The organism is Streptomyces sp. MB09-01 (genome assembly GCF_033794505.1).
Taxonomy (GTDB): Bacteria; Actinomycetota; Actinomycetes; order Streptomycetales; family Streptomycetaceae; genus Streptomyces.
In genome coordinates this window covers 11,581-36,196 of sequence record NZ_JARAYQ010000059.1, presented here as the reverse complement: position 1 = coordinate 36,196, position 24,616 = coordinate 11,581, and the positions used below count along the sequence as shown (strand labels likewise).

General features: G+C 73.1%; 5 protein-coding genes. All 5 read right to left on the bottom strand.

Features of this window, described 5'->3' with window-relative positions; all coding sequences use genetic code 11:
- Positions 1-22 precede the first annotated feature (22 nt).
- The 5 genes from PV721_RS15150 to PV721_RS15130 all read right to left on the bottom strand — a co-directional run bounded on the left by PV721_RS15150 (position 23) and on the right by PV721_RS15130 (position 24,606).
- Positions 23-3,184, bottom strand: coding sequence for an amino acid adenylation domain-containing protein (locus PV721_RS15150; protein ID WP_319724287.1), 3,162 nt, complete (start codon positions 3,182-3,184; stop codon positions 23-25).
- Positions 3,181-4,389, bottom strand: a complete 1,209-nt coding sequence (locus tag PV721_RS15145; protein WP_319724286.1) for an NAD(P)/FAD-dependent oxidoreductase — start codon at positions 4,387-4,389, stop codon at positions 3,181-3,183. The genes PV721_RS15150 and PV721_RS15145 overlap by 4 nt, the downstream gene beginning before the upstream one ends.
- Positions 4,390-4,518: 129 nt before the next feature.
- The gene (locus PV721_RS15140; RefSeq protein ID WP_319724285.1) at positions 4,519-5,712 is read right to left on the bottom strand and encodes a cytochrome P450; all 1,194 of its coding nucleotides are present in this window, start codon (positions 5,710-5,712) and stop codon (positions 4,519-4,521) included.
- A gap of 46 nt (positions 5,713-5,758) precedes the next feature.
- Positions 5,759-6,991 (bottom strand): cytochrome P450, encoded by a 1,233-nt coding sequence (locus PV721_RS15135; RefSeq protein ID WP_319724284.1) that lies wholly within the window; start codon positions 6,989-6,991, stop codon positions 5,759-5,761.
- 2 nt (positions 6,992-6,993) lie between these two features.
- Entirely contained in the window at positions 6,994-24,606 is a 17,613-nt protein-coding gene (locus tag PV721_RS15130) for a non-ribosomal peptide synthetase (RefSeq protein ID WP_319724282.1), read from the bottom strand.
- Between the last annotated feature and the right edge of the window lie 10 nt (positions 24,607-24,616).

Here is a 24,616-nt window from a genome sequence, read left to right as displayed (position 1 = left end):
GGGCGGGGGCGGGCGGAGGGCCTCAGGCGGCTTCCGCGGCCACCGCGGTGGTGGCGAGTTCGGCGATCGTCTGCTTGCGGAACACGTCCTTGGCGGAGATCACCAGCCCCGCCTTCTTCGCCCGGGCGACCACCCTGATGCCGAGGATGGAGTCCCCGCCCAGTTCGTAGAAGTTGTCGGTGACGCCGACGGCCGGGATGCCGAGCACGTCGGACCAGATCTGGGCGAGCAGCCGCTCGGTGCCCGTACGGGGCTCCCGCGCGCCCACGGGGGCGGCGGCGTGCTCCGGGGCGGGCAGGGCCTTGCGGTCGACCTTGCCGCTCGGGGTGAGCGGGAACTGTTCCAGGCACACGAGCGCGGACGGCACCATGTGGACCGGCAGCCGGGCGGAGACGAACTCCCGCAGCTCTGCCGGCTGCGGGTGGTGTCCCGCGGCGGCGGGTGTCACGTAGCCGACGAGGCGCTTGTGCTCTCCGTCGGCCAGGGCCAGGACCAGCGCCACCCCGACCTCGGGGTGCTGCTGCAGGACGAGTTCGATCTCGCCGGGCTCGATGCGGTAGCCGCGGACCTTGACCTGGTGGTCGGCCCGGCCCACGTATTCGATGACGCCCGCACTGGTCCAGCGCACCAGGTCGCCGGTCCGGTACATCCGGTGGTCCGGAGCCTCGCCGTGCGGGTTGTCCAGGAAGCGGTCCGCGGTCAGTTCGGGCCGGTTGAGGTAGCCCTGCGCGACGCCCGGGCCGGCGATGAACAGCTCACCGGCCACCCCGATCGGGGCCGGCCGAAGCTGCTCGTCGAGCACGTACGCGGTGGTGTTCGCGACGGCGCGGCCGATCGGGACGGGCATGTTCCCGTCGGCCTCGCGGATGAGGTGCCAGGTGCCGAGGACGGCCGTCTCGGTGGGTCCGTAGAGGTTCACGAGCCGCTGCGGCGGCGCGGCCGCGAGCACCTCGGCCACGCGGACGGAGTTGGCGGCCTCGCCGCCGAAGAGCACGTGGCGCAGCGCCCCGAAGGCGAACGGGTCGGCGGCGACGATCTGGTTGAAGACGGCGGTGGTCACGAACAGGGTCGTGACGCCGCCCCGGTGCAGTGCGGCGGTGAGCTCCGCCGGGTCCAGCAGCGTGTCCTTGTCGATGACGACCATCCGGCTGCCCGCCAGGAGGGGGCCCCAGATCTCGAGGGTGGCCGCGTCGAAGGTGACGTCCGAGCCCTGGGCCATGACGTCGTCCGGGCCCAGCGACACCCAGTCGGCGTTGCGGAACAGCCGGACGACGGAGCGGTGTCCGATGACGGCGCCCTTGGGCGTGCCGGTGGAGCCCGAGGTGTACATGATGTAGGCGGGGTCGTCGGCGGTGACCCGGACGTCCGGGGCTCCGGCCGGCTGCGCGGCGAGGGCCTCGTCCTGCTCGTCCAGGCAGATCATCAGCGTTCCGTCGGACGGCAGCTTGCCGGTCAGCCAGGACTCGGTGAGGCACAGCGGCACCTCGGCGTCGGAGAGCATGAAGCTCAGCCGGTCCCCGGGGTAGTCGGGGTTCAGCGGCAGGTAGGCGCAGCCCGCCTTCAGGACGCCGAGCAGCGCGGTGATGAGCTCGGGGCCGCGGGGCAGGCAGACGGCGACGAACGTGCCGGGCCGGACCCCGTCGGCGACGAGCAGGTTGGCCAGCCGGTTCGCGCGGGCGTTCAGCTCGGCGTAGGTCAGCGTCTCCAGGCCGGCGCTGACGGCCACGGCGTCGGGGCGCAGGCGCGCCTGTTCGGCGACGAGCTCGTGGACGCAGCTCTCGGAGGGGAACTCGGCCCGGTTGACGGCCCACTCGGTGGTGAGGAGGCGCAGCTCCTCCTCGTCGGCGAGCGGCAGCTCGTCCACGGCGGTGGCCGGGTCGGCCGCGGCGGCGCCGAGCAGCACCGCGAGGTGGCGGGCCAGCACTTCGACGGTGACCTCGTCGAAGAGGGCGCCGTCGTACTCCAGCGCGCCGGCCAGTTCGCCCGTGCCGGTCTCGGCGAACTCGACGGTGATGTCGTATTCGGCGGGCACGCCGGGCGCGGGGAAGACCTGTACGGCGAGCCGCGGCGCCTGCACCGGCCCGGCCGCCCCGGCGGCGCCGCGCAGCACCACCATCACCTGTACGTCGGGGGTGTCGCCGGCGTCCTTGCCCTCGCCCAGGGCGGCGCGGACCTGCTGGAAGGGCACGTCCTGGTGGGCGGCGGCCTCGGCGAGGGTGGCGCAGGTCTGCGCCAGCAGCTCGGTGAACGGCGCCCCGGAGCGTACGTGGGCGCGCAGCAGGAGGGGGTTGTCGAACGCCCCGACCAGGCCGTCGAGCACCGGCTGGGGGCGGCCGTCCGCCAGGGTGCCCAGGGCCAGGTCCTCCTGGCCGGTGTGCCGGGAGAACAGCACCTGGCAGGCGGCGAAGAGGCCGGCGAACAGCGTGCCGCCGTGCTCCTCGGCCGCCGCGGTGAGGCCCTTCGCGGCCTCGGCCGGTATCCGGAACTCGTGGCGGGCGGCGGCCGCGCCGCGGGCCCGGGAGCGGGGGCGGTCGGTGGGCAGCCGCAGGGCGGGCAGGCCGGCGAGGTGGCCTCGCCAGTGTTCCACCTGCGCGGCGAGTCCGGCCCCGGTGACGCGTGCGCGCTGCTCGGCCGCGTACTGGGCGTAGCGGACCGGGAGTTCGGGCAGCCGGGCGGGCCTTCCGGACACGGCGGCCGCGTACAGCTCGGTCAGCTCGGCGATGACGAGCTCCCGGGAGCGGGCGTCCACGGCGATGCGGTGGGCGTTCAGCACGAGTACGTGCTCGTCGGCGCCGAGGCGGACCAGGAGGGAGCGCAGCAGCGGGCCGGAGGCGAGGTCGTACGGCCTGGCGGCCAGTTCCGCGATGCGGGCGTCGAGCCGGCGGCCGCGCTCGGGTGCGGGCAGCGCCGCGAGGTCGGCGGACTCCAGCTCCAGCGGTCCGGCCGGCCAGACCTTCTGCACGGGGCGGCCGCCGGCCTCGGTGAACGTGGTGCGCAGCGGTTCGTGCCGGGCCGCCAGGAGCCGCAGGGCCCCGGTGAGTTCGGTCCGGTCGAGGGTGCCGGTCAGCCGGAGCGCGATGACCGGGTGGTGACCGTACGCCCCCTCCTGCCGGTGTCCGGACCGGATGAGCTCCTGCCCGAAGGTGAGCGGCAGCCGGTCGTTCCCGGTGGTCCCGTCGGTCATCCCTTCATTCCTTCCATGTCCATCTCTTCCATCAGGTCGAGCAGTTCGGGGGTGACGAATTCGTCGATCGGGCAGACACCGGACAGCGTGGAGAAGTACCGGTCCGTCAGTTCGCGGCTGGTGGCGATGGCGCGCAGCAGGTCCACGTGGTGGGCGGGCGGGTCCAGCCGGGCCGTCTTGAGGGTGGCGCGGTATTCGGGGGTGAGGGCCTCCGTCCGCTGTTCGGCGTAGGTGTCGAGGGCCGCCCGCAGCCGGCCGGGGTCGTGGAGGCCGTCGCCGATGCAGTCCGCGAGCAGCTGGGCCTGGTAGAAGCCGTCGGTGATCCCGCGTGCGGTGATCGAGTCCTTGTGGTGGGCGGCGTCGCCGACGAGCACCCAGCCGGGCCCGGCGGCCTGCCGGAAGAAGTTGCGCTGGTCGCCGGTGCCGTAGACGCGTTCCAGGCGGGCGCCGCCCGCCATTTCATCCCGCAGTTCGGGGGCGGTCTTCTCCACGTTGGTGAGCAGGGCGTTCAGGGCGTCGCCGCGCACGCTGTGGAACTGGTCCTGGGGGAGGTAGCCGGCGACGAGCGTCGCCCCGTCGTTGGTCGGCACGGTGCCGACCCAGTGTCCGGGGGTGTCGTACAGCCTGAATCCGGGCTGGAGGCCGGACCAGTAGGAGTAGTAGGCGCACGTCGAGGTGGGGTCCTCGACGACGAGCGCGGCGCCGGCCTTCGCCGCGACGGTGGAGCGCATGCCGTCGGCGCCGACGACGAGCGTGGCCCGCTCGACCGTGCCGGTGGAGCCGAGCCGGACGCCGACGACGCGGTCGCCGTCGAAGACGAGGTCGCTCACCGAGCAGTTCTCGCGGAATTCGACGCCCGCGTCCACGGCGCCCTGGGCGAGGATCGGGTCGAGCAGGTAGCGGCGGGGCGCGTAGGCGGCACGCTGCCCGTCGGCGGCCCAGGAGCAGCCGTCGAGCCGGATGTCGCCGTGGGTGTAGCGGACGTGGTCGAGGGCGGGGGCGCCGGTGGCCACCACCGCGGGGAGCAGGCCCCAGCGGGCGAGGGAGGCGACGCCGGGCTGATGGATGTAGAGCGTGGAGAGGGTGTCCTTGGGGAAGGTGCCGCGCTCGACCATGAGCACCCGGTAGCCGGCGCGCGCGAGCAGCATCGCGGCCGGAGCCCCGGCGCACCGGGCGCCGACCACAATCACGTCGTAGTGGGTCAAGAGATGCTCCTTGTCCTGCGCCGGCCGCGGTGGCCGGTGTCGTCGTGCCCAGTGGAGACCGCCCGTGAGGCATACGCCGGCGCGCTGCCCGGCGTATGCCTCACGGGGTGGTGTGGGGGGGTGCGGGGGCTAGTTCACCCGGATCGGCAGCTTCCAGACCCCGGTGAACTCCGGGGACGTGAGGAAGGTCGGCTTGTCGTCCGGATCCACCCGCAGCTTCGGGAAGCGGTCGAACAGGATGTTCATCGCGATCCGGCCCTCGAGCCGCGCGAGCGGGGCGCCGAGGCAGAAGTGGATGCCCCGCCCGAAGCCGATCTGCGGGTTGGGATTGCGGGCCGGGTCGAAGACGTCCGGGTTCTCGAACACCCGGGCGTCCCGGTTGGCGGCCGAGAACCAGACCTCCAGCACGTCTCCCTCGGGCACCTTGACCCCGGCGATCTCCACGTCGCGCGTGGTGACCCGGTAGCCCGCGGCGAGCGGGCTCAGGTAGCGCAGCGACTCCTCCAGCAGGGTCGGTACCAGCGACCGGTCCTCGCGCACCCGTTCGTCGACGTCCGGGAAGGCGTCCAGGCACAGGATGGTGTTGCCCAGCAGCATGGTGGTGGTGATGTGGCCGGCCGAGATCAGCAGGTTGGCGAAGTTGACGATCTGCCGGTCGGTGAGCCGCTCCCCGTCGACCTCCGCCTCGACGAGCCGGGACAGGAGGTCCTCCTGCGGCTCGGCGCGGCGCTGGGTGACCAGGTCGAGGATGTAGAAGCCCATCGCCATGGCCGCTTCGGCCTGGGTGTCGAGGGACTCCTCCTGCGCCTTGTCGCCCTGGTGCGTGGTGAGCTGGGTGCTCGCCATGAGCGACTGGTCGGCCCATTCCTTGAGGAGCTCGCGGTCTTCGCGGGGGATGCCGAGCATGTCGCAGATGACGATCACGGGGAGCGGGTAGGCCAGCGCCTCCGCGAGGTCGAAGGTGTCGCCCTTGACCTCGTCGAGCAGCTCGTGGGTGAGCGCGGTGATGCGCGATTCGAGCTCGGCCACCATCTTCAGGGTGAAGGTGCGGCCCACCAGCTTGCGCAGCTTCTGGTGCTCCGGCGGGTCCGCCTGGGTCAGGTTCCCGTCGAAGGCGACCTCGGCCTGTTCGGGGCTGACGTAGCGCGCGGCCACCTCGGAGGAGTACGTCGCGGGATCGCTGAGGATCTCGAGCGTCTCCGGGTACCCGTAGACGTGCCACATCCCGACCTCGGGGTCGTACTCGATCGGCGCCCCGGGCTGGATCCCGCGCAGCCAGAAGTGCCGTGGATGCATCTCCCACTTGTCGAGGGGGCTGGTCATCGATCTTCTCCTTCGGTGGCCCGGTCACGGGCCGCGGGTCGGCGCCTCATCGGACGAGGAGCGGGAGCTCCGAGGTCGAGATGACGTGGGGCAGCGGCAGGAAGGTCGGCGGGTTGTCCGGGTCCGTCCGCATCTTGGGGAAGCGGTCCAGCAGGATGTCCGTCGCGATCCGGCCCTCCATCCGGGCCAGCGGGGCGCCGAGGCAGAAGTGGATGCCCCGGCCGAAGCCGATGTGCGGATTGGGGTCGCGGTAGGGGTCGAAGACGTGCGGGCGGGCGAACATGCGCTCGTCCCGGTTGGCCGCGGAGAGCGAGATGGCGACCAGCTGGCCCGGGTGGACCGGGACGCCGGCCAGCTCGCCCTCGGCGACGCAGGCCTTGTAGGCCGTCGCGATGGGGCTGAGGTAGCGCAGCGACTCCTCGATCAGACCGGGGGTGAGGTCCGGGTTCCCGCGCACGGCGGCCAGGTGCTCCGGGTACGCGTCCAGGCACAGCAGGGTGTTGCCGAGCAGTGCGCTGGTGGTGGCGTGTCCGACGACGAGCAGCTCGTTGGCGAAGTTCACCACCGCGTTGTCGCTGAGCCGCTCCCCGTCGACCTCCGCCTCGACCAGCTTGGTCAGCAGGTCCTCGCGCGGCTTGAGCCGGCGCTCGGCGGCGTGTTCGCGCAGGTACTGGAACATCTCCGGGACCACGCGCATGGCGGCCTGGGCGTCGACGTCCTCGTCGAGGTCGCGGTCGCCGGAGGTGAGGGCGACCGCGCTGTGGGCCATGCGGTCGACCCACGTCTTGAACAGGTCCCGGTCGCTCTGCGGTACGCCGAGCAGCTCGGAGATGACGATGATCGGCATCGGGTAGGCCAGGTCGTTCACCATCTCGATGCTGTCCTGGCCGTCCACCGCGTCGAGCAGTTCGTGGGTGATCTCGACCATCCGCGGCTCCAGGGCCGCGACCATCCCGCGGGTGAACGCCTTGCTGATGATCTTGCGCAGCTTGGTGTGGTCCGGCGGGTCGGACTGCAGCAGGGTGCCGTCGCTGAACTCGGGGTCGATCTCCACGTCGCCCGCGATCAGTTCGGCGACGTCGCTGGAGAACGTCCCCGGATTGCCGACGACCTCCAGCACCTCCTTGTAGCCGTACACGTTGACGATGCCGTAGTCGTTGACCTCGACCGGGTGCTCGGGCCTGTGCCCGCGCAGCCAGAAGAACTCAGGATTGATGTCCAGGCGGTCGACGAAGGCGGCCGCTTCCTTCTCCTCCGCGCCGGCTGATGTCCCGGTCATGGTCAGTTCCCCTCGAGGTGCTGGTTGATGATGCGGGCGATCTCGGCCGCGGGCTGGGCCTTCGGCATGCCCATGTGCGTGGCGTCGATGTCGTGTTCGTGGATGGTTCCGCCGATGTGCGGGGCCCAGATCGCCGCGTAGGACTCGTCCGGGTTCTGCGTGGCGTTGAAGAACACCGCGTCGCCGCCGTAGACGGGCGAGTCCCACTCCAGCAGCATCTCGGCGTGCGACTTGAAGAGGTGGCTGCCGTTCTCCACCAGCGCCTCGCGGTCCTCGTCCACGCCGGAGCCGATGAAGAACTCCTTGAAGAACTCGCGGACCTCCGGCATGTTCACCGGGTCCTCGATGTGCCGGAACCAGCCGCTCGGCGGGCTGTCCATGAGGGCCAGCAGCGCCACCTGGTGTCCCCGCTGCTCCAGTGCCGCGGCGAGGGCGTGGGCGTAGGTGCCGCCCGTGGAGTGCCCGACGAAGTGGTACGGGCCCTCCGGCTGGACCGCCAGGATCTGCTCCAGGTAGTCGTCGAGCATCGCCTGGGTGGACTCGGCCCGGCCCGTGCCGTCGAAGCCGCGGCCCTGGATGCCGTACACCGGCCGGTCGCCGAGGAGCTGGGCGAGGCCCACGTAGGACCAGCACAGTCCGACACCCGGGTGGATGAACCACAGGGGCGGCTTCGTGCCCTCGGTGCGCATCGGCAGGACGACCGCGAACGGGTCGGCGAAGACGGGCGCCTGCGCGGTCTTGACCTGGGACTCCAGGTACTCGGCCAGCTTGGCCACCGTGGTGGCGCCGAACATCACGCGGATCGGGACCTTGGCCCCGAGGACCGCGCGGGTCCGGCTGATCAGGCGGGTCAGGCGCAGCGAGTGACCGCCGAGGTCGAAGAAGTCGTCGTCGATGCCGACCTTCTCCAGTTCGAGCGCCTCGGCGAACAGCTTCGCCAGGGTGGTCTCCAGCGGGTTGCGCGGGGCACGGTAGTCCGCTCCGCCGGTGAACTCCGGGTCGGGCAGGGCCTCCCGGTCCAGCTTGCCGTTCGGGGTGAGCGGCAGCTGCTCCAGCGTGACGAACGCCGACGGAACCATGTACTCCGGCATCCGGCTGGTGAGGTGCTTGCGCAGGGCCTCGGCCACCACGCTTTCGCCCGGTGCGGGGACGACGTAGGCGACGAGCTGCTTGTCGCCGGCCAGGTTGTCCCGCGCGGCGACCACCCCGTGGTCCACCGTCGGGTGGGCCGCCAGCGCGGACTCGATCTCGCCGAGCTCGATGCGGAAGCCGCGGACCTTGATCTGGTTGTCCGTGCGTCCGCGGAACACCAGCTCGCCGTCCCGGGTCCACTCGACCAGGTCGCCGGTGCGGTACATCCGCTCGCCGGGCTCGCCGAACGGGCAGGCCACGTACCGCTGGGCGGTCAGTTCCGGCCGTCCGACGTAGCCGCGGGTCAGACCCGCGCCGGTGATGTAGAGCTCACCGGGCACGCCCGGCAGGACCGGCCGCAGTGCGGCGTCCAGCACGTACACCCGGGTGTTGCGGATGGGGCGGCCGATCGACACGGTGCCCTCGGCGGTGAGCTCGCCCACCGTCGCGCCGATGGTGGTCTCCGTCGGACCGTAGCCGTTGAACATCCGGCGTCCGGCGGACCAGGTGGCCACCAGCTCCGGCGAGGTGGCCTCACCGGCCACCATCAGCGAGGCGACGCTCGACAGCGAGCCCGCCGGCATGGCGGCCAGCACCGTGGGCGTCAGGATCGCGTGGGTCACCCCGTACGTGTCGGCGGTCTCGGCGAGCGGGGCCCCCGGCGTGAGCCGGTCCGGGTCCGCCATGACCAGGGCTCCCCCGGCGAACAGGGACATGCACATCTCGGCGACGGAGATGTCGAAGCTCGGCGAGGCGAACTGCAGGACCCGGCTCCCGGCGGTGATGCCGAGCAGCTCCGTCACCTCCGCGACCATGTTGGCGAAGCCGGTGTGCGTGACGGCCACGCCCTTCGGCCGGCCCGTGGAGCCCGAGGTGTAGATGACGTAGGCGGTGTTGGCCACCACGAGCGGGCTCAGCCGCTGCGCGTCGGTCAGCACGGCGCCGTCGGTCCCGGCCAGGGCCTCGGCGAACTCCGGGGCGTCCAGGACCAGCAGCTGCGAGGGCAGGTCGGGCAGCCGGTCCGCCGTGGCGCCGTCGGTCAGGACCAGCCCGATCGCCGAGTCCTCGACCATGTACGTGAGCCGGTCGGCCGGGTAGGCCGGGTCGAGCGGCAGGTAGGCGCCGCCCGCCTTCGTCACGGCGAGGACCGCGACCGGCCACTGCGGCGAGCGCCGCAGGGCCACGCCCACGACCGTCTCCGGTCCGACACCGCGCTCGACGAGGGCCCGCGCCAGCCGGTTGGCCCACGCGTCCAGTTCCCCGTAGGTCACCTTCTCGTCCTCGAAGAGCACCGCGATCTCGTCGGGCGTCTCGGCGGCCTTCCGCTCGAACAGCGCGGGCAGCGTGAGGGCCGGGGTCTCGGTCGCCGTCTGGTTGAAGGCGAGGAGGATCCGCTCGCGCTCGGCCTCGTGGAGGACGTCCAGCGCGCCCACCGGGACCTCCGGGTCGGCGATCAGCTGCCGCAGGATGTGCAGCACCCGCTCGGCGATCCGCTCCACCGTCTCCGCGCTGATGGCCTGCCGCTGGTACTGCAGGATCATGCGCAGGTACGGCTCGGCGTCGGCCGCCAGACCCACCAGGTAGGCGGCGCCGGCGGACGGGCGGATCCCGGTGAACGAGACGCCCGCCGCGGTGTTGGCCGCGCCCAGGGCCTCCTTGTCGACCGGGAACGACTGGAACAGCACGATCGTGTTGAAGAGTTCCTTCAGGCCGGCCTCCCGCTGGATGCGGTGCAGCCCGAAGTGGTGGTGGTCCAGCAGTGCGGTCTGCCGCTCCTGGAGGTTCTTCAGCACCTGGCCGAGCGTGTCGCTCGGCGCGTACTCGGCGCGGATGGGCAGGGAGTTGACGAACAGGCCCACCATCTGGTCGACGCCGGGCACCTCCGCCGGGCGGCCGGAGACCGTGGTTCCGAAGATCACGTCCCGCTTTCCGGTGAGCTGGCCGAGCATCAGCGCCCACACGCCCTGCACCAGGGTGCCCATCGACACGCCCAGTTCGGCGGCGCGCTTCTTGAGCGCCCGGGCCTCGTCCAGCGGCAGCGGGACGTCGACCTGCCCGACGCGGGCGTCGTCGCCGGCGTCCTCCGGGGTCTCGGCGGCGAGCAGGGTGGCTTCGCCGACCCCCTCCATCTCCTTGGCCCAGGCCGCGGCGGCCGCCTTGTCGTCGCGCCGGGACAGCCAGCGCAGGAACTCCCGGTACTCGGGCACGCGCGGCTGTTCGGAGGCGTCGCCCTCGGAGGCGTACAGGTACGCGAGGTCCCGTACGAGCAGCGGGAACGACCATCCGTCGAAGAGCGCGTGGTGCACCGTCAGCACCAGCTCGGAGGTCTCCTCCGCCAGCTGGACCAGCGAGGCCCGCAGCATCGGCGGCTTCGCCGGGTCGAACTGGGCGTAGTGGTCCTCGGCGAGGATCCGCTCCAGCCCCTCCTCGCGGCCCGCTTCGTCGAGACCGCGGAGGTCGGCGACCCGCCAGGGCAGTTCGACCTCGTCGAGTACGAGCTGGGTGAGGTCGCCGCTCGCGTCGGTGACGAAGGCGGTGCGCAGGTTGGCGTACCGGTCGAGGAGCGCCTGCGCCGCGACCCGCATCCGGGCCGGGTCGACCTGGCCCTGGACGTGGAAGGCCACCTGCACGATGTGCGGGTCGAAGGCGTCCTCCTCCAGGCGCATGGTCTCGAAGAGCAGACCGAACTGCAGGGGGGTCAGCGGCCAGACGTCGGCCAGGCCCGGGTACTGCGCCTCCCAGTTCTCGATCTCGCCCTGGGTCATGCGGACCAGCGGCACGTCCGAGGGGGTCAGGCCGCCGGCGCCGGGGGCGGCGACGTGGTGGGCGAAGCCCTCCAGGGCGCGGACCCACAGGTCGGCGAGTGCCTGGGCCTCGGCCTGCGTGAGCACACCGGCCGGGTAGGAGACCCGGGCGTGGAAGCGCGGGCCCCTGTCGGTGTCGGTGACGTAGGCGCTGATCTCGACCGTGGAGAGCGCGGGCATGTCCGCGTCCAGGTCCGCGGCGAGGCCGAGCGCGTCGGCGGCCAGGTTCCAGCCGGCGCCCTGCTGCCCGTCGGCGGTGTCGCCGGCGGCGACCCGTCCCAGGTAGTTGAACGAGATCTGGGGGGTGGCCCGCCAGTCGAGTTCGGCGGCGGTGGACGGGTTGAGGTACCGCAGGAGGCCGAAGCCGACGCCCTTGTCGGGGATGGCCAGGAGCTGTTCCTTCACGGCCTTGAGCACGCCGCCCGCGGCGGCGCCGCCGGCGAGCGCCTCCTGCACGTCGTGCCCGCCGAGGTCGAGCCGTACGGGGAACATGCTGGTGAACCAGCCCACCGTGCGGGACAGGTCGGCGCCGGGCACGACCTGCTCCTCGCGGCCGTGTCCTTCGAGCCGGATCAGCGTCGAGGACTCCTCGACGCCCCGGTCGGCGCGCCACTGCGTCACCGCGAGCGCAAGGGCGGCCAGGAGGCCGTCGTTGACCCCGCCGTGGAAGGCGGTGGGGACCGTGGTCAGGAGCGCCTCGGTGACCTGCTCCGGGAGCTCCAGGGAGACCGTCTCCACGGTGGACATGACGTCCACCGCGGGGTTCAGGGCCCGCGAGCCGAGGACCGGGTCGTTGCAGTCCAGCAGCTCGGACCACTGCGCCAGTTCGGCGATGCGGTCCGGGTCGGACGCCTCGTCGAGCAGCGCGTGCGCCCAGCGGCGGGCCGAGGTGCCGACCGCGGGCAGGCTCGGGGCGGAGCCCGCGCCGATCTGCTCCCAGGCCGTGGCGAGGTCCGGGAGCAGGATGCGCCAGGACACGCCGTCGACGACGAGGTGGTGCAGGACCACCAGCAGCCGGCCGGCGCCCTCCTCCGGGGCGAACCAGACGAACTGGGCCATGGCGCCGGCGGCCGGGTCCAGGCGGCCGGTGGCGGCGTCGAGTTCGGCCCTGGCCGTCTCCAGCCACGCCTCGTCCCAGGTGCCCGCGCAGTCCACCCGCCGTACCAGCGCGGCCGCGTCGACCGTGCCGGGGGCGGCGATCTCCAGGCTTCCGTCGCCGTCGAGGACGAGACGCGAGCGCAGGATGTCGTGGTGGTCGAGCACGGCGGTCAGGACCGCGGTCAGCCCGTCCTCGTCGATGTCCCGGGGCAGTTCGAGCGCCGCGGACATCGAGAACCGGTTGAAGCTGTTGCCCAGTTCGAGCATGTACTTGGCGATCGGGGGCAGCGGCATGACGCCGGTGCCGCCGCCCTCCAGTTCCGCCAGGACCGGGCCGAGGCTCTGGCTGCCGGCGGCCGCGGCCAGCTCGGCGACCGTACGCAGCTCGAAGATCTGCCGCGGGTTGACCACGACGCCCTGCGCCTTGGCGCGGGAGACGATCTGGATGGAGCGGATGCTGTCGCCGCCGATGGCGAAGAAGTCGTCGTCGATGCCGACCCGTTCCAGGCCGAGCACCTCGGAGTAGACCCCCGCCAGCACCTCCTCGGTGCGGCCCCGCGGGGGGCGGTAGCTCTCCCCGGCGAAGTCCGGCTCGGGCAGCGCCGCGCGGTCCAGCTTGCCGTTGGGGGCCAGCGGCAGCCGGTCCAGCGGCACGAGCACCGCCGGGACCATGAACTCGGGCAGCCGGCCGGTGATGAAGCGGCGCAGCTCCCGCATGGTGATGCCGGAGGTCATGTCGGCCTCGAACCGGCCCTGCGCGTCCACCTGGCCGCCGGAGTCCGGGGAGCTGACCACGTAGCCGACCAGGCGCTTGGCCCCGTCGGGCGCGGTCTGGCTGGTCACCACGGCGTGTTCCACGCCGGGGTGGGCGGTCAGCGCCGCCTCGATCTCACCGGGCTCGATGCGGAACCCGCGGATCTTGAGCTGGGCGTCGCCCCGTCCCACGTACTCCAGCTGCCCGTCGGCCCGCCAGCGGGCCAGGTCGCCGGTGCGGTACATCCGCGATCCGGCCGCACCGTACGGGTCGGCGACGAAGCGCTCGGCGGTCAGCGCCGCGCGGCCGTGGTAGCCGCGGGACAGGTTGCCCGCCACGTAGAGCTCGCCCACGGCGCCCACGGGCACCGGCTTCAGGCCGGCTCCCAGGACGTACGTGCGCATGTTGCCCAGGGGTGCGCCGATCGGGGCGGTGTGCGCGGTGTCCCAGTCCTCGTCGGCCGGCAGCGCGAAGGTGGTGGCGTAGAAGCTCTCCGTCTGGCCGTAGGCGTTGACCACCCGGATGCCCGGGACGGCCTCGCGGACCCGGCGGACCAGGGACGCGGGCAGCGCCTCGCCGGCGAACACCACGGCGTCCGCGGTGATCTTGCCGTCGACCTGGTCGAGGAGTTCGGCGAAGACCGAGGGGACCGTGCTGATCACGCCGCCGGTCCAGCCGCCCTGCTCGCCGATGACCAGGACGTCGCGGGCCAGCTCGACCGTGCCGCCCGCCGCCAGCGTGGTGAAGACCTCGAAGACGGAGACGTCGAAGTTGACGGAGGCGCCGGCGAGCGTACGGGTGCCGGAGTCCACGCCGATCGTGGAGGCGAGCCGCAGCACGCCGTTGACCACGTTGGCGTGGGTGACGGTCACGCCCTTGGGCACGCCCGTCGAGCCGGAGGTGTACATCACGTACGCCGCGTGGCCGGGCAGCAGCCGCGCCGACGGCGCCGCAGAGCCGGAGCCGGCCGCGGAGCCGCCGAGGGCCAGGTCGCCGAGGTACAGGCGGGTGATCCCGGACTCCGGCAGGACACCGGCGGTGGCCGCGTCCGTGAGCAGCAGCCCGGGCCGTGCGTCGGACAGGATGTGCTCGAGGCGCCGGCTCGGGTACTTCGGGTCGATCGGCAGGTACGCGCCGCCCGCCTTCAGTACGCCGAGCAGGGCCGCGACCAGGTCCGCCGACCGCGGCAGGGCGACGCCCACCACCGTCTCCGGGCCCACGCCGTGTCCGGCCAGCTCGCGGGCCAGCCGGTTCGCCCGCTCGTCCAGTTCGCGGTAGGTCAGCGACTCCTCGCCGCAGACCAGCGCAACCGCGTCGGGCCGCTCCGCCACCTGGAGCTCGAACAGCTCCGGCACGCTCACCCCGGGGGTCGGCTGCTGCGTGGTGTTGAAGCCCTGCAGCACCAGCTCGCGTTCGGCCGGCTGCACCAGCTCGACCGCGGACACCCGCTGCTCCGGGGCTGCGGCCAGCAGGCCCACCACCCGTACGAAGCGGTCGGCGACGGCCTGGGCCGTCTCCCGGTCGAAGAGGTCGGTGGCGTACTCCAGGAGACCCACCACGCCCATGCCGGGCAGGTCGGCCATGTTGAAGAACAGGTCGAACTTGGCGGTCTCGGTGCGGACCCGCTCGAACTCCACCTGCAGACCCGGCAGGGCGAAGTCCTTCCGGGCGAAGTTCTGCCAGGCGAACATCACCTGGAACAGCGGGGAGTAGGCGGTGGACCGCTCCGGGTTCAGCACCTCCACCAGCCGCTCGAAGGGGACGTCCTGGTTGTCGTACGCCGCCAGGGACTTGCCCCGGACGCGCTCCAGCAGCTCCGTGAAGGCGGGGTTGCCCGACAGGTCGACGCGCAGAACCCAGGTGTTGACGAAGAAGCCCACGAGTTCCGCGAGGGCCTCGTCGGTGCGGTTGGCGATCGGGGAGCCGATCGTCAGGTCGTCCCCGCCGCCGAGCCCGTGCAGCAGCACGGCCAGGGCGGACTGGAGCACCATCGAGGAGGTCGCGCCGTGCCGGCGCGCCAGCTCCTCGACCGCGGCCGCGACCTCGGGGGCGAGGGCGAACTCGACCGACTCGCCGCGGTGGGAGGCCTTGGCCGGCCGCGGCCGGTCGGAGGCGAGCTGCAGCGGCTGCGGCACACCCGCCAGCTCCCCGCGCCAGTAGCCCACCTGCGCGGCGAGCGCGCTGGCCGGGTCCTCCTCGTCGCCGAGCACCTCGCGCTGCCACAGCGTGTAGTCGACGTACTGGACCGGGAGCTCCGCCCACTGCGGGGCGCCGCCCTCCTTGCGGGCCGCGTACGCGGTGGCGAGGTCGCGGGCCAGCGGGGCCATCGAGGAGCCGTCGCTCGCGATGTGGTGGATCAGCAGGACCAGGACGTGCTCCTGCGCGCCGAGCCGGAGCACGGGGGCCCGTACGGGGATCTCCGTGGCCAGGTCGAAGAGGTACGCCGAGGCCTCGGCCATGGCGTCGGCCAGGCCGCCCTGCGCCACCTCCACGAGCGGGACCTGCAGCCGCGCCTCGTCGGCCGGCAGCACGTGCTGGGCCGGGACGCCGTCGGCGTCCTCGACGATCAGCGTGCGCAGGCTCTCGTGGCGGGCCACGACGTCGCGCAGCGCGGCCTCCAGCGCCGGCAGGTCCAGCTCCCCGGTCAGGCGGAGCGGGAACGGCGCGTTGTAGGTGGCGGAGGGGCCCTCGAAGCGGTCGATGAACCACAGGCGGCGCTGGGCGAAGGACAGCGGTACGGAGTCCGGGCGCTCGGCGGTGCGCCGCAGCGGCGGCCGGACGGGCGCTCCGGCGGCGAGGTGCTCGACCAGCTCCACGACGGTGGGCGCCTCGAACACGACCCGGATGGGCAGTTCGACGTCGAGGACCTGGCGGATCCGGCTGACCAGGCGGGTGGCGAGCAGGGAGTGCCCGCCCAGGGCGAAGAAGTCGTCGTCGATGCCGACCCGGTCCAGGCCGAGCACCGCGGCGAACAGGCCGCACAGGACCTCTTCCTGCGGGGTGCGCGGAGCCCGGCCGGTGGCCGCCGCCGCGAAGTCCGGGGCGGGCAGGGCCCGCTGGTCCAGCTTCCCGTTGGGGGTCAGCGGCACCTCGGCGATGGCGACGACGGTGGACGGCACCAGGTGGTCGGGCAGCCGGTCCTTCAGGTAGCCGCGCAGGGCGCCCACCAGGGTGCCGATCCGGCCCGCGGCGGCCGGCTCGTTGGCCAGCGTCCGGTCGGCCCGGCCCGAGGGCGTGAAGCCGCCGGTCAGCACCTGGTCGGTGACGGGCCCGGCCGGGAAGAAGACCGCGTCGAAGCACTCGGCCGCGGTGGCCGACCAGGTGAGCAGCACGCCCCAGCCGCGCTCGGCCGCCCACTCCCGCAGGTCCTGCGGGTCGAGCACCGGGCCGGAGGCGGCGGGTGCGGAGATCACGCCCACGGCCGCGGCGGACTCGACCTCGTCGGCGAGCCGCGCGTTGGGGATGCGGGTGACGCGTACGGGCTGCTCGCCGCCCGCACGGACGAAGTCCTCCAGGCCGAAGAGGTCGTCGACCTGGCGGCCCCACTGCCGGGCCGGGACCTCGCTCAGCGGGAGCGCGGCCACGGGCGCCTTGTGCAGCAGCACCTCGTAGCGGTGGCGGGTCAGCTCGTTGTGCGGACGGCCGGCCTTCAGCCGGATGTCCACGCCGCCCGCGCCGTGCCGCTCGGCCCACCGGGTGAACCACTCGGGGTCGAGGACGAGCTCCTTCTCCATCAGGATGGCGCGGGCGACGGCGGCGCGGGCCACCGAGGCGGAGGCCTCGGGGTGCAGCGCCCGCTGGACGCCGGAGCGGAAGAGCCGCAGGGTGGCGGCGTTGCGGACGTCACCGACGAGGATCCGGCCGCCGGGGGCCAGCAGTTCCATCGCGTTGGCCAGGACCAGGTCCATGTACTCCGCGTCGGGGAAGTACTGCACGACGGAGTTGATGACCACGAGGTCGAAGTGCTCGCGCGGCAGGCCCGAGATGTCGTCGCCGTTCTGGTGCCGCAGGTGCACGCGGTCGCCGGAGCCGGTCTGCTCCACCTGCACGAGCAGCCGGTCGATCACCGCGGCCGACATGTCGGTGCCCCAGTACTCCTCCACCTGGCCGAGGGTCTGCGACATCAGCAGGCCGGTGCCGACGCCGATCTCCATCACGCGGCGCGGCGACCAGTTGGTGATCTGCTCCACCGCGGCGTCGCGCCACACGGCCATCTCGTCCAGCGCGATCGGCTGTCCGCCGGTGTAGCTGGAGTTCCAGCCGGTGAAGTCCTCGCCCCAGGCGGCGTCGGAGACGGCGTAGAGGTCGTCGTAGATCTCCTCCCACTCGTCGACCTGCTCGGCGGAGCCGGAGGTGTCGGAGCCGTCCACGCGCGGGACCACGTAGCCGACCAGACGGCGTTCGCCGGCCCGGTCCTCGTTCCACGTGACCACGGCCTGGGCGACGCCGGGGTGGGCGGCCAGGGCGGCTTCGACCTCGGCGGGCTCGATGCGGAAGCCGCGGATCTTGACCTGGGTGTCCACGCGGCCCTGGAAGACGAGTTGGCCGTCCGGAGTCCAGGCCACCACGTCACCGGTGCGGTACATCCGCTCGCCGGGGCCGCCGAAGGGCGAGGCCACGAAGCGCTCGGAGGTCAGCGCGGACCGGTGGGCGTAGCCGCGGGCCAGGCCCGCACCCGCGATGTACAGCTCGCCGGCCACGCCGGGCAGCGTGGGGCGCAGGGCCGCGTCGAGGACGTAGACCCGCATGTTGTCCATCGGGCGGCCGATCGGGATCGGCTCGCCGACCCGCTCCGGGTCTGGCATCGGGTGGGTGGTGGCGAAGGTGGTGGTCTCGGTCGGGCCGTAGCCGTCGACGACCTTGAGGCCGGGGCACGCCCGCAGGGCGCGGGTGACCGAGGCCGGAGAGACGACGTCACCGCCGGTCCACACCTCGCGGACCCCGGTGAAGCACTCCGGGTTCTCGTCGGCGATCACCTTGAACAGGCCGGCGGTCAGCCACAGTGCGGTGACCCGCTGCTCGGCGATGACCGCGGCGAGCGCACCGGCGTCCAGCTTGCCGACGGGCGCCACCACCGCGGTGCCGCCGCCCAGCAGGGGGACCCACAGCTCGTAGGTGGAGGCGTCGAAGGACTGCGCGGAGTGGACGAGGACCCGCTCGTGGGCCCCGCCCCGGTACTGGCGGTCCAGTGCCAGGCCGGACACGGCCCGGTGCGTGACGCCGACGCCCTTGGGGACGCCGGTCGAGCCGGAGGTGTACATGACGTACGCGAGCTGGTCGACGCGCCCGTGGGCGGCGGCCCGCAGGGCGGCGGCGGGGGCCCCGGCGACGGCCAGGGCCGTGTCCGCGTCGTCCAGGACCACGTACGGGCAGGGGCCGGCCGGCAGCCCGGCGACGATCTCGGAGTCGGTCAGGAGCAGGGTCGGCGCGGCGTCGTTCAGCATGAACTCGATGCGCTCGGCCGGGTACTCCGGGTCCACCGGCAGGTAGGCGCCGCCGGCCTTGAGGACCGCGAGGAGGGCCACGACCAGTTCGGGCGAGCGCGGCAGGGCCACGCCCACGACGGATTCCTGGCCGACGCCGCGGTCGGCGAGCACGTGGGCCAGCCGGTCGGCCCGGGCGTCCAGTTCGCGGTAGGTCAGGCTCCGGCCGCCGAAGGCGACGGCGGTCGCCTCCGGCGTCGCGGCGGCCTGTTCCTCGAACAGGGCCGGGACGGTCTTCCCGGGGGCGGGCACGGCCGTGTCGTTGAACTCGCCGAGGAGCCGCTCGCGCTCGGCGGGCTCCAGGACGTGCACCGCGCCGACCCGGGCGTCCGGGTCCGACACGAGCTGCTGGAGGATCCGCGCGAACCGGGCGGCGATGCCCTCGACGGTCTCCGGGTCGAAGAGGTGGTGCTGGTACTGGAGCGCCACCCGCAGGTGCGGGTCGGCGAAGGCCATCACGACCAGCGGGTAGTGCGCGCCGCTGAGCGGGCTGATGCCGGTGATCGAGATGCCTGCGGCCGAGTTCGCCTCGTTGATGGCGACGCCGTCGATGGGGTACGACTCGAAGCCCACGAGGGTGTCGAAGAGTACGTTCAGCCCGATCGAGCGGTGGATGTCGAGCAGCCCGTGGTGGTGGTGGTCGAGCAGCGCGCTCTGCCGGTTCTGCAGGTCGCGCAGCAGCTCGCCCAGGGTGGCACCGGGTCCGCATTCCACCCGGACGGGCAGGGTGTTGATGAACAGGCCGACCATCGAGTCCACGCCGGGGACGACGGGCGGGCGGCCGGAGACGGTGGCGCCGAACACCACGTCCTGGCGGCCGGTCAGCCCGGCGAGCACGAGCGCCCAGGTGCCCTGGACCAGGGTGTTGAGGGTGAGGCCCAGTTCGGCAGCGCGCCGGCCCAGGTCGCGGGCGGCGTCCGCGGACAGCGGGATGTCGATCTGGCCGATGCCGGCCGGATCGGCCGCGGCGGCGGACTCGGGGGCGATCAGGGTCGGCGACTCGACTCCGGCGAGCTCCGCGGCCCAGGCGCGGGCCGAGGCCTCGCGGTCCTGGCCCGCCTGCCACACCAGGAAGTCGCGGTAGCCGGGCACCCGCGGCAGCGCGGAGGCGTCGCCCTCGGAACCGTAGAGCCGCAGCAGGTCCTGCATGAGGACGGGGATCGACCAGCCGTCGAAGAGGACGTGGTGGGCGGTGAAGACCAGCTCCCAGCGGTCGGGGGCCAGCATGACGAGGGACATCCGCACGAGCGGGGCCCGGCTCAGGTCGAAGTGGGAGTTGTGGTCCTCGGTCAGGAAGCGCTTCAGCGCTTCCTCGCGGCCCTCCTCGCCGAACCCGCTGAGGTCGAGGTACTGCCAGGGCAGCTCCACGCGGTCGCGTACGACCTGCACCCGGTCCCCCGCCGCGTCGAACACGAACGCGGCGCGGAGGTTGGCGTACCGGTCGAGCAGCGCCTGCCCGGCTGCCCGCATCCGGGCCGGCTCGACCTCGCCGGCGAGGTGGAAGACCAGCTGCATCTGGTAGGCGTCGAAGGTGGAGCCGGCCAGCTGGGCGTGGAAGAGCAGACCGTCCTGCATCGTGGTCAGCGGCCAGACGTCCTCCAGGCCGGGGTAGTGCTCCTCCCAGGCCTCGAGCTCGCCCTGGGTCACCCGGACCAGCGGCACGTCCGAGGGGGTCAGACCGCCCGCGGCGGGCTCGGCGGCGTGCCGGGCCAGGGCCTGGAGGGCGGTGCTCCACAGCTCGGCGAGCTCCTCGACGTCCTCCGTCTGGAGCAGGCCGGAGGGGAAGGCGAGCCGCGCGGTGAGCTGCGGGCCCTGCTCGGTGTCGGTGACGAGTGCGCCGACGTCCAGCGTCGAGAGGGCGGGCATCCGCCCGTCGGGGTGTGCGATCAGCTCGGTGGTGCCCTCGGCGAGGGTCCAGCCCAGGCCGCGCAGGTGGTCGGGCACGTCGGCGGAGGACGAGAAGCGGCCCAGGTAGTTGAAGCCGATCTGGCCGGCCGGGTACCGGCGCAGCACCTCGGCGGTCTGCGGGTTGAGGTGGCGCAGCAAGCCGTAGCCCACGCCCTTGTCCGGGAGGGACAAGAGCTGCTCCTTGACCGCCTTGACGGCGGAGCCGGCGGCGGCGCCGCCCGCGAACGCCTCGTCGAGGTCGATCCCGGCGAGGTCGAGGCGGACGGGGAACATGGTGGTGAACCAGCCCACCGTGCGCGACAGGTCGGCGCCCGGGGCGACGTCCTCCTCGCGGCCGTGTCCCTCGACCCGGATCAGGGCGGAGGACTCGTCGATGCCGCGGGCCCGGCGCCAGCGGGCGACGGCCAGCGCCAGCGCCGCGAGCAGGCCGTCGTTGACACCGCCGTGGAAGCGCGCCGGCAGGGTGGTGAGCAGGCTCTCGGTGACCGGCACGGAGAGCTTGAGCCAGGTGTGGTCCACCGTGGACATCACGTCGACGGCGGGGTCCAGGGCCCGCGATCCCAGGAGCGGGTCGGGGCCGGCCACGACCGAGCGCCACAGGGCGAGTTCGGCGACGCGCTCGGGCGACGACGCCTCCTCGGCCAGGGCGTGGGCCCAGCGGCGGACCGAGGTCCCCACCTCGGGCAGCTCGGGGGTGCGGCCCTCGCGGACCTGCTCCCAGGCGGCGGCGAGGTCCGGGAGCAGGATGCGCCAGGACACGCCGTCGACGACGAAGTGGTGGAGGACCAGCAGCAGCCGGCCGGCGCCCTCCTGCGGGGCGAACCAGACGAACTGCGCCATGACACCGGCCGCGGCGTCCAGCCGCCCGGTGGCGGCGTCCAGTTCGGCGGTGGCCGCCTCGAACCACTGCTCGTCCCAGCGGCCGTCGCACCCGACGCGGCGGATCAGGGCGTCCGCGTCGACCGAGCCGGGCGCGCCGACCTCCAGGCCCGCGCGGACCGCGCCGTCGCCGCCGTCGCCGGTGACCAGGCGGGAGCGCAGGACGTCGTGGCGGTCCAGCACCGCGCCGAGGGTGGCGGCGAGAGCGGGCCGGTCGATGCCCTCGGGCAGCTCGACGGCCATGGACATGGCGAACCGGTCGGTTCCCCCGCCGAGTTCCAGGAGGTACTCGCCGATGGGCAGCAGCGGCATCCGGCCGGCGCCGCCGCCCTCCAGCTCCGCCAGCACCGGACCGGTGCCGGCCGCGACTCCGACGACCGCGACCACGGCCAGTTCGGCGACCGTGCGGTGGTCGAATATCTGGCGCGGGCTGACCTCCACACCGCCGCTGCGGGCGCGGGAGACGACCTGGATGGAGCGGATGGAGTCGCCGCCGATGGCGAAGAAGTCGTCGTCGATGCCGACCCGGTCGAGGCCGAGCACCTCGGCGTAGACCCCGGCGAGCACCTCTTCCGCGGCGTTGCGCGGGGCGCGGTACTCGCCGCCGCTGAAGTCGGGCTCGGGCAGCGCCGCCAGGTCGAGCTTGCCGTTGGCGGTCAGCGGCAGCCTGCCGACCATGACGAAGACGGACGGGACCATGAACTCGGGCAGCCGGCCCGCGGCGAAGCGCCGGAGCTCGCGCACGGAGACGCTGGTGGTCAGGTCGACGTCGAGGTCGCCGAGGCTGGCGACGGTGCCGAAGCCGCTCTGGTCGGCCTCCAGCGGGACCACGTGGCAGACGAGCTGCTTGCTGCCGCGGCCCTCGCGGATGGTGACCACGGCCTGGGCCACGCCCGGGTGGGCGGTCAGGACGGCCTCGATCTCGCCGGGCTCGATGCGGAAGCCGCGCACCTTCATCTGCGCGTCGTCGCGGCCCGCGTACTCCAGCTGTCCGGCGGTGTTCCAGCGCGCCAGGTCGCCGGTGCGGTACATGCGCGAACCGGCCGGCCCGAAGGGGTCGGCGACGAAGCGGTCGGCGGTCAGCCCGGTGCGGCCGAAGTAGCCTCGGCCGATCTCGCCGGCGACGTACAGCTCGCCCACCACGCCGACCGGGACGGGCCGCAGGCCGGGGCCGAGCACGTAGGTGCGGACGTTGCCGAGCGGGGCCCCGATGGGGGCGCTGCCGGAGCCGTCCCACTCCTCGTCGGCGGGCAGCGCGAAGGTGGTGGCGTAGAAGGACTCGCTCTGGCCGTAGGCGTTGACGACGCGGACCCCGGGGATCGCCGCGCGGACCCGCTGCACCAGCGAGGCGGGCAGCGCCTCACCGGCGAAGACCACGGTGTCGACGCTGAGGTTCCCGTCGACCTGTCCGAGCAGTTCCGCGAAGACGGACGGGACGGTGCTGATCACGCCGCCGCTCCAGCCGCCGCGCTCACCGATCACCAGGGCGTCACGCACCAGTTCGACGGTGCCGCCGGAGCAGAGGGTGGCGAAGAGCTCGAAGACGGAGACGTCGAAGTTGACCGAGGTGCCGGCGAGCACGCGCGTCCCCGCGCCGACGCCGATCGCCGAGGCCAGCCCCAGCACGTCGTTCACCACGTTGGCGTGGGTGATCGCCACGCCCTTGGGCGTGCCTGTGGAGCCGGAGGTGTACATGACGTACGCGACCTGGCCCGGGCGGGCGGTCACCGGGGCGGCGGCAGCCGGTGCGTCCTGCGGCGCACCGAAATCGACGACGGGGTCGATGCCGAGATCGCTGCCGAAGTCGATGTCGCCCAGGAACAGCTGCGGGACCTGCGTCTTCGGCAGTACGCCCACGGTCTGCTCGTCGGTGAGGATCAGCCCGGGGGCCGCGTCCTCCAGGATGAAGTCGAGCCGTCGGCTCGGGTATCTCGGGTCGATCGGCAGGTACGCGCCGCCGGCCTTGAGCACGCCGAGCAGCCCGGCGACCAGGTCCGCGGTGCGCGGCAGGGCCACGCCGACGAGCGTCTCGGCGCCCACCCCGCGCGCGGCCAGCTCCTGCGCCACACGGGTGGCCCGCGCGTCGAGTTCGCGGTAGGTGAGGACCTCGTCCCCGGCCTCCAGGGCGACCGCGTCCGGGGTCGCAGCGGCCTGCCCCTCGAAGAGCTCGGCGACCGTCACCTCGGGCAGGGCCACCGCCGTGTCGTTGAACTCCCGCACCACGGCGTCCAGTTCGGCGCCGTCCAGCACGGGCACCAGGGCGACCGGCCGGTCCGGGCGGGCGACGACCTCGCGGATGACCCGCAGGTAGCGGTCGACGACGGACTGCGCCGTGGAGCGGTCGAAGAGGTCGGTCGCGTATTCGAGGTAGCAGAGCATGCCCGGACCGTCCGGGTCCGAGAAGTAGTTGAACTCCAGGTCGAACTTGGCCGTCGGGGTGGCGAGCACCTCGAAGCGGGCCCGCTCCAGACCCGGCAGGTCCAGCTCGATCCAGGCGTCGTTCTCCCAGGTGAACATGACCTGGAACAGCGGGTGGTAGGCGGTGGACCGCTCCGGGTTCAGGACCTCCACCAGGTGCTCGAAGGGAGCGTCCTGGTTGTCGTACGCGGTCAGCGCCTTCTGCCGGACCTGCTCCAGCACCCGGTCGAAGGTGGGCGCGCCGGAGAGGTCCGTGCGCAGCACCCAGGTGTTCACGAAGAAGCCGACGAGGTCGGCGAGTTCGTCGTCGGTGCGGCCCGCGACGGTGGAGCCGATGGCGATGTCCTGGCCGGCGCCCAGGTGCTGGAGCACCACGGCCAGGGCGGCCTGGAGCACCATGGGGACGGTCATGTCCCGCTCGCGGCCCAGGGTCTCGACGGCCGCCAGCAGTTCGGCGTCGATCGGGAAGCCGACCGTGTCGCCGCGGTGGCTGGCCACCGGCGGGCGCGGGCGGTCCGAGGACAGGCGCAGCGGGGTCGGCACGCCCTTCAGCTCGTCCTGCCAGTAGGCGACCTGCGTGGAGACCACGCTCTCGGGGTCGTTCTCGTCGCCCAGCAGCTCGCGCTGCCACAGCGTGTAGTCGACGTACTGCACCGGCAGATCCGCCCATTGCGGGGCGGCGCCCCGCAGCCGCGCGGTGTACGCGGTGGCCAGGTCGCGGGAGAGCGGCTCCATCGACTCGCCGTCACTGGCGATGTGGTGGACCAGCAGGAGCAGGACGTGCTCCCGCTCGCCGGAGCGCAGCAGGGTGGCGCGGACCGGAATCTCCGCCGACAGGTCGAAGGTGTACTGCGCCGCCCGGAACACGGCCTCGTCCACCGCGTCGGGCGCCACCTCCACGAGCGGCACGTCGAGCAGCGCCTCGGCCACCGGCAGCACCTGCTGCGAGGGCACGCCCTGCTCGTTCATCACGATGAGCGTACGGAGGCTCTCGTGCCGTGCCACGACATCGCGCACCGCGGACTGCAGGGCGGTCCGGTCCAGCTCGCCGGTCAACCGCACGAGGAAGGGGACGTTATACGTCGCCGACGGTCCCTCGAATCGGTCGATGAACCACAACCGACGCTGTGCGAACGACAACGGGATCATT